The organism is Actinomyces sp. ZJ308, from assembly GCF_011752065.1.
Taxonomy (GTDB): domain Bacteria; phylum Actinomycetota; class Actinomycetes; order Actinomycetales; family Actinomycetaceae; genus Actinomyces.
In genome coordinates this window covers 63,524-77,336 of the sequence record NZ_JAAIJY010000006.1, presented here as the reverse complement: position 1 = coordinate 77,336, position 13,813 = coordinate 63,524, and the positions used below count along the sequence as shown (strand labels likewise).

Sequence of the window (13,813 nt, the reverse complement as noted above, 5' to 3'; positions counted from 1 at the left end):
CACGGGAGACCAAATCCGATCACTCGTCCGCGAGCGTGAGATGGATCCCACCGACCAGGGTGGCGGTGATGTTGTAAAGAAAGGCGCCCAGGGTGGTCAGCGCCGTCACCAGCACCATGTCCACCACGGCGATGATCGTGGAGACCGCCAGGGCTCGCGGCAGCTCCAGGTAGGCCACGATGGCGGAGAAGGTGTTGGATCGCTCTCCGGCCACCGTCTTGACCAGGTCCTCGATGGTGGAGAAGACGTGCATGGCGTCCAGCATGAACCACACGACCGCCGTGGCGACGATGAGCATGATGCCGCCGGCGAAGCTGAGCAGGAAGCTCGCCTTCATCACCGACCAGGGGTCCACCCTGGTCAGGGCCAGACGCACACGGCGCGGCCCGGCGATGGTCTTCTTGCTCTTCTTGCTCTTGCCACCCGAGGCATCCGCGCCACCCACAATGGATGCGGCACCCGCGGACTGCCCGCCGTCAGGGGACATGGAAACCGGCTGGCTCATGCTTCAACCTCACTCTCGTTGTCTTCCAACGCTACCGTGTCAGCCGCTGAGTCCGCAGGAGAGTCGCCAGTCTCACCTTCTGGGGCCGCGTCGGCCTGCACCTGGCCGGCGGAGTCGGCCGAGTCGGCGCTCGGGCCGCTATCGGCGGCGTCGACCGCCTCCTCCATGTCCCGCTCGGTGTTGCGGGCCACCGCGATGATGCGGTCTCCGGCGTCGGGCTTGGCGAAAGTCACGCCCTGGGTGGTTCGTCCGGTGCGCGAGACCTCGCCGACGGCGGAGCGGACCACCTTGCCCGAGGCCATGATGCACAGGACCTCGTCGCCGGAGTCGGTCACCAGGGCGCCCACGAGGTTGCCCCGGGCCTCGACGAGGTTGGCGACCTTGACGCCCAGGCCTCCGCGGCCCTTGACCGGGTAGTCGACGACGTTGGTGCGCTTGGCGTAGCCGCCCTCGGTGACGACGAACAGGTCGGCGTCCTGCCAGGAGGGGTCGACGACGTCCATGGCCAACAGGTAGTCGCCGGGACGGAACCGCATGCCGGTCACGCCGCTGGTGGCCCGGCCGGTGGGGCGCAGGGTGTCGTCGTCGGCGTGGAAGCGCAGCGACTGGCCGGCGTGGGAGACCAGGAGGAGGTCCTGGCCGGTGCTCAGGAGCCTGGCGGAGACGAGCTCGTCGTAGTTGCCCTCCTCGTCCTGACGCAGGTTGATGGCGATGACGCCGCCGGAGCGGTTGGAGTTGTACTCGCTCAGGCGCGTCTTCTTCACCAGGCCGCGGCGGGTGGCCAGGACCAGGAAGTCGGCCTGGTCGTAGTCCTGGAGCTCCATGACCTGGGCGATCTCCTCACCGGGCTGGAAGGCCAGGAGGTTGGCCACGTGCTGGCCCTTGGAGTCGCGGCCGCCCTCGGGCAGCTCGTATCCCTTGGCCCGGTAGACGCGACCGTAGTTGGTGAAGAACAGCAGCCAGCGGTGCGTCGTCGTGACGAAGAAGTGGTCGACGACGTCGTCCTCGCGCAGCGTGGCCCCGCGGATGCCCTTGCCGCCGCGGTGCTGGGAGCGGTAGGAGTCGGTGCGGGTGCGCTTGGCGTAGCCGGAGCGGGTGATGGTGACGACCACGTCCTCCTCGGGGATGAGGTCCTCCATGCTCATCTCGCCGTCGAAGGGCACGATCCTGGTGCGGCGCTCGTCGCCGTACTTGTCGACGACCTCGGCGAGCTCGTCGGAGACGATGCTCCGCTGGCGCTCCGGGGAGGCGATGATCTCGCGCAGGTCCTTGACCCGGGCGCGCAGCTCCTCGGACTCCTCCTGGATCTTGAGGCGCTCGAGGGCGGCCAGGCGGCGCAGCTGGAGGGAGAGGATCGCCTCGGCCTGAGCCTCGTCGACGTCCAGCAGGCCCATGAGGCCGGTGCGGGCCTCCTCGGTGGTGGGCGAGCGCCGGATGAGGGCGATGACGGCGTCGAGGGCGTCGATCGCCTTGAGCAGGCCCTCGAGGATGTGGAGGCGCTCCTCGGCCTTGCGCAGGCGGAAGCGCGAGCGGCGCACGATGACGTCGATCTGGTGGGTGACCCAGTGGCGTACGAACCCGTCCAGGCTCAGCGTGCGCGGCACCCCGTCGACCAGGGCGAGCATGTTGGCCGGGAAGTTGTCCTGGAGCTGGGTGCGCTTGTAGAGGTTGTTGAGGACCACCTTGGCGACGGCGTCGCGCTTGAGGACGATGACGAGCCGCTGGCCGGTGCGCCCGGAGGTCTCGTCACGGATGTCGGCGATGCCGGTGACCTGGCCGTCGCGCACGAGCTGGGCGATCTTGTCGGCCAGGTTGTCGGGGTTGACCTGGTAGGGAAGCTCGGTGACCACGAGGCACTGGCGCCCCTGGATCTCCTCGACGTTGACCACGGCGCGCTGGGTGATGGAGCCGCGGCCGGTGCGGTAGGCCTCCTCGATGCCCCGGCGGCCCAGGATCGTGGCGCCCGTGGGGAAGTCGGGTCCGGGGATCCGCTCGATGAGGGCGTCGAGCAGCTCCTCGCGCGAGGCGTCGGGGTGCTCGAGGTACCACTGGGCGCCGCGGGCGATCTCGCGCAGGTTGTGCGGCGGGATGCGGGTGGCCATGCCGACGGCGATGCCCTCGGAGCCGTTGACCAGGAGGTTGGGGAACCGGGCCGGCAGGATGACCGGCTCCTGGTTGCGCCCGTCGTAGTTGTCCTGGAAGTCGACGCTGTCCTCGTCGATGTCCCGGAGCATCTCCATGGCCAGGGGGGCCATCTTGCACTCGGTGTACCGGGGGGCGGCGGGCCCGAGGTTGCCCGGCGTGCCGAAGTTCCCCTGACCGGCCACCAGCGGGTAGCGCATCGACCACCACTGGACCAGGCGGGCCAGGGCATCGTAGATGGCGCTGTCGCCGTGGGGGTGATAGGTCCCCATGACGTCGCCGACGACGCGGGAGGACTTGGAGAAGGAGGCGGTGGGGCGGTAGCCGCCGTCATACATGGCGTACAGGACGCGGCGGTGGACCGGCTTGAGCCCGTCGCGCACGTCGGGCAGAGCCCGACCCACGATGACGCTCATCGCGTAGTCGAGGTAGGAGCGCTGCATCTCCATCTGGAGGTCGACCGGCTGGATGCGCTCGGGGGTGACGACGTCCGTCAGCCCCTCGTTGCCGATGATCTCTTCAACTTCGTCGCTCACAGGATTCCTTCGTGTTCAGAGGATGTCGCCGGGGTGCGTCGGCGGTTCACGGGTGGCTCAGTGCCCATCAAGTGCCCATCAGTGCCGATCGGGACCGCTCAGATGTCCAGGAAGCGGACGTCGGAGGCGTTGCGCTGGATGAAGGAGCGCCGCTGCTCGACGTCGTCGCCCATGAGGATCGCGAAGGTCTCGTCGGCGTCGGCCGCCTCATCGAGCGTGACCTGCTTGAGGATGCGGGTCGTGGGGTCCATGGTGGTCTCCCACAGCTCGTGGTCGTTCATCTCGCCCAGACCCTTGTAGCGCTGGATCCCGCCGTCCTTGGGCAGGCGGCGGCCCTTGTCCTGGCCGGCGGCCAGCAGCTTGTCGCGCTCGGCGTCGGAGTAGGCGAACTCGTGATCGGCGTTGGACCACTTGAGCCGGTACAGCGGCGGCATCGCGATGTAGGTGTGGCCGTGCTCGATGAGCGGGCGCATGTAGCGGAACAGGAGGGTCAGCAGGAGGGTGGCGATGTGCTGGCCGTCGACGTCGGCGTCGGCCATGATGACGATCTTGCCGTAGCGCAGCTTGGTGATGTCGAAGTCCTCGCCGATACCGGTGCCGAAGGCGGTGATGAGGCTGCGGATCGTGTCGGAGGACAGGGCCCGATCCAGGCGCGCCTTCTCCACGTTGAGGATCTTGCCGCGGATCGGCATGATCGCCTGGTGCTCGGGGTCGCGGCCGCCGACGGCGGAGCCGCCGGCCGAGTCTCCCTCGACGATGAAGATCTCCGAGTCCGCAGCGTTCTTCGAGGAGCAGTCCCTCAGCTTGCCGGGCATGGAGGCCGACTCCAGGACGCCCTTGCGGCGGGTGGCCTCGCGGGCCTTGCGGGCGGCCAGGCGCGCGGCGGCGGCCTGGGAGGCCTTGGTGATGATGGCGCGGGCGTCGGAGGGGTGAGAGTCCAGCCAGTCGCCGAGCTGCCCGTAGACCGTCTGCTGGACGAAGGTGCGGGCCTCGGTGTTGCCGAGCTTGGTCTTGGTCTGGCCCTCGAACTGCGGTTCGGAGAGCTTGACCGAGATGACGGCCGTCAGACCCTCACGGATGTCGTCACCGGTGAGGTTGTCGTCGCGCTCCTTGAGCAGGCCCTTGTCCCGGGCGTACTTGTTGACCAGCGTGGTCAGCGCCGTGCGGAAGCCCTCCTCGTGGGTGCCGCCCTCGGTGGTGTTGATCGTGTTGGCGTAGGTGTGGACCGACTCGGAGTAGGAGCTGGTCCACTGCATGGCGATCTCGAGGCTGATGGAGTGGGTCTCGCCCAGGGTCTGCTCGGCCTCGAAGTCGATGATCTCGGGGTGGACGAGCTCGGCCTTCTTGGACTTGTTGAGGAAGGTGACGTAGTCGCGCAGGCCGTGCTCGTAGCAGTAGGAGTCGGTGCGGAAGCCGACCTCGGGGGCGTCGGGGGCGGAGTCGTCACCGGTGATCTCGTCCCCGGCGTCCTGGACACCGACGCGCTCGTCGGTCAGGGTGATGCGCAGGCCCTTGTTGAGGAAGGCCATCTGCTGGAAGCGACGGCGCAGCGTCTCGTAGTCGAAGTCGACCGTCTCGAAGATGCTCGGGTCCGGGTAGAAGGTCTGGGTGGTGCCGGTGGACTCGGTGGCCTCGCCCTTGACCAGTTCGGTGATGGGGCGGCCGCCGTCGGCGAAGGACATGCGCCAGACGAATCCCTGCCGGCGGACCTCGGTGTCCACCCGGGTGGACAGGGCGTTGACCACGGAGATGCCCACGCCGTGCAGGCCGCCGGAGACCGCGTAGCCGCCGCCGCCGAACTTGCCTCCGGCGTGCAGGATCGTCATGACGACCTCGACGGTCGGCCTGTGCTCGGTGGGGTGCTCGTCGACCGGGATGCCGCGGCCGTTGTCGCTGACGCGCACGCCGCCGTCGGCCAGGATAGTGACCTCGATGTGGTCGCAGTAGCCGGCCAGGGCCTCGTCGACGGAGTTGTCGACGACCTCGTAGACGAGGTGGTGCAGGCCGCGCTCACCGGTGGAACCGATGTACATGCCGGGGCGCTTCCGGACCGCTTCGAGCCCTTCGAGGACGGTGATGTCCGAGGCTCCGTAATCATGATTCACAGTGGCGTCCTGGTCAGACACGTGTCAGTTGCTCCTCAATCTGTGCGCATCGGGACCTCAGTGGTCCGATGTCTCCGTCCGAGCCCTTCACGCGACGATCCTGAGGAGGATCATGCGCACACGTAGGTGGGTACATCAGGACGGTCCTGGGCGCACCTTGGGCGGTTTCACCGCATTCTAGCGTAGAAAGGCTCTCGACCCGCTGTGCAGGGGGCAGCTGGGAGCGTGCCCGTGGTCACCTCTGTCGCGCGCGGGTCACCGAGTCGCCCGCCGCCTCGTGTCCCTCCTCGTGCCTTGTGCCGACGACGGTCGGCGGCCGGTGCGTTGAACACGTGTTGCCCATGGTAGCGCTAACCGTATGTATCGCGCGGACCACGGGTGCCGCGCAGGCCGACGCCGCGGCGCTTCCAGGAGGGTCCGGCCGGTCCCAGGATCCGCAGCTCGACCCCGTCGGCGGTGCTGATGCCCCCGGCCTGGCGTCCGCCGGGGCCCGAGCGCAGGGCCTCGACGATCCGGGCCTCGATGGTCGGTTGGAGGAGGCGCAGCTGCTGGGCCCAGCTCGACGACGAGGCGCGCAGGGTGATGCGTCCGGCCTCGAAGGACTCGATGGTGCAGTGCTCGGCCACCTGGTCGCCCACGATGGTCTTCCACCGGGCGACGACGCCGGCCACCGCGAGCTTTCCGGCCCAGCCGTTGTCGGCCACCATGCGGCGCAGCTCCCGCTGCCCGGTGCGGGGGTCGAAGGGGGTGGGGCCGGGCCGGTCGCGGCCGCGCGCCAGCCCGGGACCGCGGTCGGCCGGGTCGTCCGGGTTCTGTCCCAGTGCCCGGGCCAGCTCGCGACGCTGGTCCCAGGGGGCGATCCTCTCCGCAGCCTCCTGCGCACTATCTCCGGAGCGACCTCCCCGGACCGGCTCACGCAGCCTGCGGGTCGGTATCCGGCTGTCGCCCTTCTCCCAGGCGCGGGCGCGCTGGCGGGTCAGCGCGCGCTGGGCCAGGACGTCGGGAAGCGGGTCGGCGCCACCGGTACCAGCAGCGCCACCGGCTCCACCGCCTTCGCCGGCGGACCCGTCACCGGTGGCTCGGGGGCGCTCAGTCACGGGTGACCTCGCCGTCGGCCACGCGGTACCGAGCGCCGGCGAGCTCGGCGGGGACGTCGTCGTCGACGGCGGCGGTCAGCAGGACCTGCTGGGCCCCGGCCACCATCCGGGCCAGGGCGCGGCGGCGCTGCTCGTCGAGGGAGGCGAAGACGTCGTCGAGGATGAGGACGGGCTCACCGTCCCCGCCGTAGGCGTCGACGTCGGTGCGCAGCATGTCGTAGGAGGCCAGGCGCAGCGCGAGGGCCAGCGACCACTGCTCGCCGTGGGAGGCGAACCCGCGGGCGGGCAGGCCGGTCAGGAACAGGGAGAGGTCGTCGCGGTGCGCGCCGACGAGGTTGGCGCCGCGGTCGATCTCGCGGGCGTGGAGCTCACCCATGGCGCTCTCCAGGCGGGCGGCGACGGCGGCCTCGTCGAGGAGCGACTCCTCGCCGGCGAGCCAGGCCGCCTCGTCGTGGGGATCGGGCTCGGGGGATCCCTCATGGGTGAGCAGGCTCGAGCGGTAGGCGAGCTGGGCGCACGAGCGCTCCCCGGTGCTGCCGGAGACGGTCTCGTAGGCGGAGGCCGCCCAGGGGCGCAGACGCCGGACGACGTCGACCCGGGCGGCGATGAGCCGGGCGGCCGCCGCGGCGAGCTGGGCGTCCCAGATCTCCAGGGTGGAGAGCATGGAGGCCGTCGACGAGCGGGCGGCGCGGGCGGACTTCAGGAGGCTGGCGCGCTGGGCGAGGATCTTGTCGTGCTCATTGCGCACCCCGGCCAGGCCCGGGCGCAGGGTGACCACCAGGTCGTCGAGGAATCCTCGACGCAGTCCGGGCTCGGCGCGTACCAGCGAGAGGTCCTCGGGTGCGAAGACGACCGTGCGCAGCACCCCGAGCAGGTCGCGGGGCCGGCAGCCGCCCCGGTTGAGGCGGGCCCGGTTGGCCTTGCCCGCGATGATCTCGATCTCCAGGACGCTGGGCCGCTCGCCGTGGACGGCCCGGGCTCTAACGACGGCGCCGGCCGGCTGGCTCTGACCGGGCACCGCTCGGCGCACCAGGGCGGTGTCGGCTCCGATCCGGTGGGAGGAGAGCGTCGCCAGGTAGACGACGGCCTCGACCAGGTTGGTCTTGCCCTGCCCGTTGGAGCCCACGAAGGCGCTGGGGCCGGGCTCCAGGGACAGGATCAGGTTGTGGTAGGAGCGGAAGTCGTCCAGGGAGAGGTCAGAGACGTACATGCACCGTGAGGTCTCAGGCTCCGAAGCGGATCGGCATGAGCAGGTAGCGGAAGGTGGAGTCCTCGGTTCCGCCGATGGAGTCCATGCCCGTGAGCACCGCCGGCTTGGAGGCGTGGGTGAAGTCGAGACGGACGTAGGGCTGGTTGAGTGCGCCCAGGCCGTCGAGGAGGTAGCCGGGGTTGAAGGCGGTGGAGATGTCGTCGCCCTCGAGGTGGGCGACGAGCTGCTCGGTGGCCTGGGCGTCGTCGCCCTGTCCGGCGTCGAGTTCCAGGTTGCCCTGGGTGAAGGACATGTGGATGGGGGTGGAGCGGTCGGCGACGAGGCTGACGCGGCGCACCGCCGCCATGAGCTCGTCGGTGCCCACGGTGGCGTGGATCGAGGTCGACTCCGGGAAGAGGCGGCGCACCGGCGGGTAGTCGCCGTCGGTGAGCAGGGAGGTGGTGCGCCTGCCACCGGCCTCGAAGCCGATGAGGCTGGAGGCCGCCGACTCGCTGCTCAGGGCCACGGTCACGTCGCCCGAGGAGGTCAGGGACTTGGCGACGTCGGACAGGGTGCGGGCCTTGAGCAGCGCCGTGGTGGACAGTTCCGTGTTGGCCGGGGACCAGGTCAGCTCCCGCATGGCCAGGCGGTAGCGGTCGGTGGCCATGAGCACCAGGGAGCTGCCCTCGACCTCCATCTGCACGCTGGTGAGCAGGGGCAGGGTGTCATCGCGGGAGGCCGCGATGGAGACCTGGGCGACGGCGCGGGCCAGGTCGTGGGCGTCGATCGTTCCGGCGACGGCGGGCATGACCGGCAGCGCCGGATAGTCGTCGGCCGCCATGGCCGCCAGGGAGAAACGGGCCGATCCGCAGGAGACGGCCACCTTGTTGCCCTCGACCTCCAGATCGACGGGCTTGTTCGGCAGTGCCTTGGCGATATCGGCCAGAAGTCTTCCGGAGACGAGGACGACGCCGTCCTCCTCGACGTCGGCGGCCACCTCGCAGTGCGCCGAGACCTCGTAGTCGAAGGAGGCCAGGACCAGGCTGGAGCCCTTGGCCTCCAGCCTCACCCCGGCGAGCACCGGCACCGGTGGGCGGGCGGGCACGGACCGTGCAGTCCAGGTGACGGCTTCGGCGAGGATGTCTCGGTCAACCCTGAGCTTCACGGTAGGTGCCTCCGTCAATCGTGGTAGGTCGGTCAGCGGGCGTCGTGGCACCGCTGAGCCGAATAAGGAACATGCGGAACATGCGTGCCGGCAGGTCGCCGGCAGGTAGTCGTGACAGGAACCGCGCCGCTGGGTGCACAGTCCTGGGTCGAGAGTGTAGACGGTAGACCGTACCAATCGCTTCCGTCACCAGCGATCACCCATCCTCATCCCATGAGCCTCCCTGAATGACAAGCTCCTCGGGGTCCGGGCCGGCCTTGTTGGCCGATCGTGCTTCGCGATTCCTGTCATCTTGTTTTGTAGGTGTAGTAGCACGTGTGGATGCTGGGGATAACAGGATCTTTCCTCGTCAGGACGCCGATCCCGTTGGGGAAGCACAGGTGGGTGGTTCTGGTGAGTCAGAGGGGGTCCCGGTGGAGGGAGCAAATGACATCCCTGTCATTCCACAGTGAGGGCGGCGGGCCTCCACAACGACACGCTCACTCCTCCACGTGCCGTCCTCAGCACCGTCCACACCCGCCTCCATCACCGTCGCGACGTGGAACGCCGGGGACGGGCCGGTGGTTGGACGGGGGTCGGACGGGGGTCAGGCGGGTGACTGGGCGGCCTGCTTGATGCGGCTGGTCAGCTCGGTGACCTGGTTGAAGGTGGAGCGCCGCTCGGCCATGAGGGTGCGGATCTTCTTGTCGGCGCTCATGACGGTGGTGTGGTCGCGCCCGCCGAACTCCCGACCGATCTTGGGCAGGGAGAGGTCGGTGAGCTCACGGCACAGGTACATGGCGATATGGCGGGCCGAGACCATGGTGCGCGAGCGGTTGGCCGAGCACAGGTCATCGATGGTGATGCCGAAGTAGTCGGCGGTCTGCGCCATGATGAGGGAGATGGTGATCTCCTGGCCCTCGGGGTCGGAGATGATGTCCTTGAGGACCATCTCGGCCAGGGTCTGGTCGACGGGTTGCTTGTTGAGGGATGCGAAGGCCGTCACGCGGATGAGTGCGCCCTCGAGCTCGCGGATGTTGGTGGTGATGCGCGAGGCGATGTACTCCAGGACGTCGAAGGGCAGGTCGAGGCCCTCGGCGGTGCCCTTGCGGGAGAGGATCGCGATGCGGGTCTCCAGGTCCGGCGGCTGGACGTCGGCCAGCAAGCCCCACTCGAAGCGGGAGCGAAGGCGCTCGTCGAGCCCGCCCAGGGCCTTGGGGGGCTGGTCGGAGGTGAGGACGACCTGCTTGCCCGAGGAGTGCAGGGAGTTGAAGGTATGGAAGAACTCCTCGAGAGTCGACTCCTTTCCCTGGAGGAACTGGATGTCGTCCACCAGGAGAATGTCGACCTCTCGGTAGCGGCGCTTGAAGCCCTCCATGCGTCCGTCGTCCTGGTTGCCGTCGCGCACGCAGGCGATGAAGTCGGAGACGAAGACCTCGGAGTTGACGTACTTGACGCGAATCCCCGGATTGAGCGTCTGGGAGTAGTGACCGATGGCGTGCAGCAGGTGGGTCTTGCCCAGGCCGGAGCCGCCGTAGATGAACAGGGGGTTGTAGGCGCGGGCCGGAGCCTCGGCGACGGCCAGGGCCGTGGCGTGGGCGAACCGGTTGGACGAACCGGTGACGTAGGTGTCGAAGGTGTAGCGCGGATTGAGCTGGGAGACGTCATGGGCCGCCGTCGGGGTGAGCAGCCCGGTGGAGCTCTGGGGACCGTAGGCGCCGGGGAAGGCCGACATGGATGGAGCGGAGCCCGACGTCGGCGAGGGGGCCGATGCCGCGGATGCCTGGGAGTGGGGTACCGGTGAGGAGGCGGATGCCGGATAGCTCGGCCGGTCCCCGAGCTGCTCGCCGTAAGCGGGCACGGTTGGGGAGGCGGTCGGAGAGGGAACGGAGACGGCGCCGGCCGCTGCGGGTGGGGCCGAGAGGGGGGACGGTCCCGAGATGACTGGTGAGGACGACGGTGAGGGTGCCGGTGAGGATGACGGCGCGGGTGAGACGGTGGCCAGGTTGACGGGCTCGGGGGCCACTGGCGGCAGCGGCGCTCGCGACACCTCCGAGGAGGTGTCGACCGTGACCTCGATGGGCATGGGACGTCCCCAGACCTGGGTGATGGCGGCGCTGATGGGACCGCGCGCCTGCTCGACGATGTCCTTGGCGAAGGCCGAGCCGACGACGAGGACGAGGGTGCCGTCGACGTCGATGAGGTGGGTCATGCGAATCATGGACATCTTGCCCTGGCCCAGCTCTCCGGAGCTGGAGAGCACCTCGAGGGCGGAGAGCCATTTGGTGTTGGCGGCGTCGGGCACGACGGACTCCTGATCGGCATGGTTGGTGAACCCGGTGACGGCAACCCGACCGGCGTCGGCCAGGGCGCTGCGTCGATGATGACAGGGATGTGTGGACCTGGCGAACCGGACGGTCTTGGCCGGGCGTCCCATCATGCTGTCTCTCCACAGACTTGTCCACATCTGGGGACAAGTCGAGCAATGACTCACAGGCAGTATTCAGAAAAAACTCTGGTACTACCAGGTTTTGTCGTCCTCGATCATGTGGCACGAGCCCGGGGAATGACAGATGTGTAGCCGTTGCGTAGCCATTCTCCGCGTGACTGAGAAGGTGCACACAGATCAGTGAGTTATCCACATATCCGCATGGTTGTGGACGGGTGGCTTCCCACAGGGGTGGACACGGACGGACCCCGTTGTGGATGAGGTGTGGACGGGGTGTGGATAACGTCATCGGTCACAGTGGTCACAGTCGGCCGCATCCGTTTGACCGGCAAGAGGGCCAAACGTAGGCTGTTGCAGACGTTCGCGCGGAGTCAGGTCCCGATCCATGGGGCAGCCGCACGAGCGACAGTGCCGCGAGCCTCGCGATGCACTGTTCCGATCACCTCAAGCAGGAGTTAAGCCCGTGAGCAAGCGGACCTATCAGCCGAACAACCGTCGTCGTGCCAAGGTGCACGGCTTCCGCAAGCGCATGTCCACCCGCGCAGGTCGCGCTGTCCTCGCTTCGCGACGCCGCAAGGGTCGCGCTCGCCTCGCGGCCTGAGGTGCTCGGCGCGGCGCACCGGTTGGCGCGGGGTGAGGACTTCACTACCGCGATTCGTCGGGGTACGCGTTGCGGGAACCGCAGGCTGGTCGTGCACTACCACGCCGGCGGGAGAGGGGATGACTCCCCGGCTCTCGTCGGCGTCGTCGTGCCCAAGAAGCAGATCCCGTTGGCGACCCGTCGCAACCGCGTCAAGCGTCGCGTGAGAGCCCTCATGGCTCAGCGGGTCGATGCACTCGAACCGGGAGCCCGCGTCGTCGTGCGCGGACTGGCCGGTGCCGACGGTGCGGACAGCACCACCCTGGGGAGGGACCTGGACCGGCTTCTGAATCGGTGCCGTGAGCGTCACGCTGAGCCTCAGCCCCAGGGGCGGCAGCGGTGAGCCGACCGGACACGAGTGAGCGATGAAACGATGAGTCGATGGCTGACGCGAGTTCTTCTGGCTCCGGTACGTCTCTACCAGCGCTTCATCTCCCCGCTGCTGCCGGCCTCCTGCCGTTACTACCCGACCTGCTCGGCCTACGCCGTCACGGCGCTGGAGGTGCACGGTCCGATCAAGGGCGCGCTGCTGGCCGCCTGGCGCCTGCTGCGATGCAACCCGTTGACCCCCGGTGGGGTCGATCATGTTCCGGACAAGGGGCGCTGGCGCTACGACCATCCCCGCGATGTTCCCCGGTTCATGGTTGCCTCACGATCGACAAGCTCTGATCAGTCTCGACGAACCGATTGACATGCGGGCTCGCACCCTGAGCTCGCGCTGAACTGCTCTCCCACGACAACCCCACACAAGGAGTACGGATGGACACATTGCTGTGGCCCCTCAAAGTGGCCGTGGCCTGGGTCATGGTCACGATCCACAAGGGCCTGGTCCTCATCGGGTTCCCCGATGGGCCGGGTATCGCCTGGGTGCTGTCCATCATTGGTCTGACGATCGTGGTGCGGCTGCTCATCATGCCGCTGTTCGTCAAGCAGATCCGGGCCTCGCGGGGGATGCAGCTCCTCCAGCCGGAGATGCAGGCGCTCCAGGCCAAGTACAAGGGCAAGAAGGATCCCGAGTCGCGCCAGCGCATGAACGAAGAGATGATGGCGCTCTACCGCAAGCACGGGACCAACCCCATGGCCTCCTGCCTGCCGATCCTGGTGCAGATGCCCATCTTCTTCGCCCTCTTCCGCGTGCTGGCCTCACTGGGTGCCGTTGCGGGCGGCACCTACGGACGCTCCTCCATCGGTCCGCTCACCCAGGAGCTGGCCGAACAGGTCCAGCACTCCAGCGTCTTCGGCGCCAGCCTGTCCTCGTCCTTCATGAGCAGTGGCGACAACACGCAGGTCAAGGTCGTCACGGTCGCCATGATCATCATCATGTCGGTGACGCAGTGGTACACCATGGCGCAGCTGACGATGAAGAACATGTCAGCGGAGTCCATGAACTCCGACAACCCCATGATCCGGTCCCAGCGGATGATGATGTACGTGATGCCGGTGATCTTCGCCGTCTCCGGCGTCAACTTCCAGATCGGCGTGCTCGTCTACTGGGTCGTCTCCAACCTGTGGACCATGGGCCAGCAGTTCTTCACCATCCGCAACATGCCCGCGCCCGGCAGTGAGGCCGAGAAGAAGTACCGGGCCCGGGTCAACGCCAAGCGGGCGCGCAAGGGCCTGCCCTCCCTGGAGGAGGAGGAGCGGGCCGAGGCGGTCGCCAAGGCCGAGGCCGAGGGGCGTACCGGCGGTCAGCGGGTGCAGCCGGTACGGAAGAACCGGCAGAAGAGGTCCGGTGGCCAGGGCGAGTCTCGTGACGAGGCGCGTGCTGACGGCGTCGGCGACTCCGACGTCGAGCCCGGCGAGGACGCGAGCGACTCCAAGGGCGGCGGCTCCAAGAGCTCGGCATCCAAGAGCGGTGGCCTCAGCGATGAGGAGATCGCCCGACGTCGTTACGAGCGCCGAGCCCGTCAGCGTCGCGAGGCGGCGGCCCGACGCAAGGCCCAGGCCAAGAAGAAGCGCAACCGCTGAGACGTGCTCAGCGGTGAGACAACCCGGTTCCCATCACA

General features: G+C 68.4%; 11 protein-coding genes. 4 read left to right on the top strand and 7 right to left on the bottom strand.

The annotated features are described in order from the left end of the window. Positions 1–19: 19 nt before the first annotated feature. The 7 genes from HCR68_RS04795 to dnaA all read right to left on the bottom strand — a co-directional run bounded on the left by HCR68_RS04795 (position 20) and on the right by dnaA (position 11,023). Complete coding sequence (locus tag HCR68_RS04795; protein WP_009232717.1) at positions 20–505, bottom strand: DUF3566 domain-containing protein; 486 nt, start codon at positions 503–505, stop codon at positions 20–22. Then, complete coding sequence (gene gyrA, locus HCR68_RS04790; protein WP_167146888.1) at positions 502–3,183, bottom strand: DNA gyrase subunit A; 2,682 nt, start codon at positions 3,181–3,183, stop codon at positions 502–504. Before gyrA ends, HCR68_RS04795 begins: the two co-directional genes overlap by 4 nt. A gap of 98 nt (positions 3,184–3,281) precedes the next feature. After that, positions 3,282–5,309: a DNA topoisomerase (ATP-hydrolyzing) subunit B gene (gene gyrB, locus HCR68_RS04785; RefSeq protein ID WP_167146885.1), complete on the bottom strand. Its 2,028-nt coding sequence runs from the start codon at positions 5,307–5,309 to the stop codon at positions 3,282–3,284. A 329-nt stretch (positions 5,310–5,638) separates the two neighbouring features. After that, complete coding sequence (locus HCR68_RS14435; RefSeq protein WP_208320505.1) at positions 5,639–6,385, bottom strand: DciA family protein; 747 nt, start codon at positions 6,383–6,385, stop codon at positions 5,639–5,641. Next, positions 6,378–7,595 (bottom strand): DNA replication/repair protein RecF, encoded by a 1,218-nt coding sequence (gene recF, locus HCR68_RS04775; RefSeq protein ID WP_167146881.1) that lies wholly within the window; start codon positions 7,593–7,595, stop codon positions 6,378–6,380. The genes HCR68_RS14435 and recF overlap by 8 nt, the downstream gene beginning before the upstream one ends. A 13-nt stretch (positions 7,596–7,608) precedes the next feature. Continuing rightward, a complete protein-coding gene (dnaN, locus tag HCR68_RS04770; protein WP_167146878.1) occupies positions 7,609–8,739 on the bottom strand; it encodes a DNA polymerase III subunit beta in 1,131 nt (376 codons plus the stop codon). Between the two features lie 586 nt (positions 8,740–9,325). Then, positions 9,326–11,023 carry a chromosomal replication initiator protein DnaA gene (gene dnaA / locus HCR68_RS04765; protein WP_167147049.1) on the bottom strand — a complete coding sequence of 566 codons (1,698 nt, stop codon included), beginning with the start codon at positions 11,021–11,023 and terminating at the stop codon, positions 9,326–9,328. Positions 11,024–11,630: 607 nt separating this feature from the next. Here dnaA and rpmH point away from each other — a divergent pair. The 4 genes from rpmH to yidC all read left to right on the top strand — a co-directional run bounded on the left by rpmH (position 11,631) and on the right by yidC (position 13,775). Then, the gene (gene rpmH, locus HCR68_RS04760; RefSeq protein ID WP_026426261.1) at positions 11,631–11,768 is read left to right on the top strand and encodes a 50S ribosomal protein L34; all 138 of its coding nucleotides are present in this window, start codon (positions 11,631–11,633) and stop codon (positions 11,766–11,768) included. A gap of 22 nt (positions 11,769–11,790) precedes the next feature. Further along, entirely contained in the window at positions 11,791–12,150 is a 360-nt protein-coding gene (rnpA, locus tag HCR68_RS04755; protein WP_167147047.1) for a ribonuclease P protein component, read from the top strand. Between the two features lie 30 nt (positions 12,151–12,180). Then, a complete protein-coding gene (gene yidD, locus HCR68_RS04750; protein ID WP_167146875.1) occupies positions 12,181–12,498 on the top strand; it encodes a membrane protein insertion efficiency factor YidD in 318 nt (105 codons plus the stop codon). 68 nt (positions 12,499–12,566) lie between these two features. Beyond that, positions 12,567–13,775, top strand: coding sequence for a membrane protein insertase YidC (yidC, locus tag HCR68_RS04745; RefSeq protein WP_167146872.1), 1,209 nt, complete (start codon positions 12,567–12,569; stop codon positions 13,773–13,775). The last annotated feature ends 38 nt before the right edge of the window (positions 13,776–13,813 follow it).

Bases quoted from the DNA above. Each gene is read 5' to 3' on its own strand.
- HCR68_RS04795 (WP_009232717.1), bottom strand. From the start codon at position 505: ATGAGCCAGCCGGTTTCCATGTCCCCTGACGGCGGGCAGTCCGCGGGT.
- recF (WP_167146881.1), bottom strand. From the start codon at position 7,595: ATGTACGTCTCTGACCTCTCCCTGGACGACTTCCGCTCCTACCACAAC.
- yidD (WP_167146875.1), top strand. From the start codon at position 12,181: ATGAGTCGATGGCTGACGCGAGTTCTTCTGGCTCCGGTACGTCTCTAC.
- yidC (WP_167146872.1), top strand. From the start codon at position 12,567: ATGGACACATTGCTGTGGCCCCTCAAAGTGGCCGTGGCCTGGGTCATG.